This window comes from Paraburkholderia sp. SIMBA_053 (assembly GCF_046534895.1).
Taxonomy (GTDB): Bacteria; Pseudomonadota; Gammaproteobacteria; order Burkholderiales; family Burkholderiaceae; genus Paraburkholderia; species Paraburkholderia caledonica.
The window spans coordinates 1-406 of record NZ_JAWRXU010000159.1 but is presented as its reverse complement, the minus strand read 5'-3'; the positions used below and the strand labels follow the sequence as shown (position 1 = coordinate 406).

Below are 406 nucleotides of genomic sequence, written 5' to 3'. Positions count from 1 at the left end.
CGCGGTGGCGCTCACGATCTCGCTCACGATCACGACGATCCCCGTGATCGCCGGCTTCGCGGAGCGCGTGCGGGATGCGTCGCGAGCCCGCGACGTGCGGTTGGGCGTGCGCGCCGTGGTGCCCCTGTTCGTTCTCGCCCTCCGACACGCGGACGATGTCGGTGACGCGCTGGCAGCACCGGGCCTGGGATGACCCTATGCGGGGACGAGCGTGCGCACTCCGACCGGCGGCAGCGGCGTCGACTGAGACGCGAGTCGGAGCGCCGCGAGGATCAGGGCGACCGCGATCAGAGCGGTCGCGACGGATGTGCCGAGTACCAGGAGCATCAGTACACCGACCAGGCCGCTCAGTGCTCCCGCGACTAGGCGGGGTAGCGAACCGGTGGCCTGCGGCGCGGGCTGTGAC

The 406-nt window shown here is 71.7% G+C and carries 2 protein-coding genes; one reads left to right on the top strand and one right to left on the bottom strand.

The annotated features are described in order from the left end of the window. The coding region (locus tag SB753_RS35055; protein WP_410804644.1) for a hypothetical protein at positions 1 to 193 on the top strand (193 nt) is incomplete at its 5' end. A gap of 2 nt (positions 194 to 195) precedes the next feature. Here SB753_RS35055 and SB753_RS35050 read toward each other — a convergent pair. Further along, a partial coding sequence (locus SB753_RS35050; protein WP_410804643.1) for a hypothetical protein occupies positions 196 to 406 on the bottom strand: 211 nt, incomplete at its 5' end.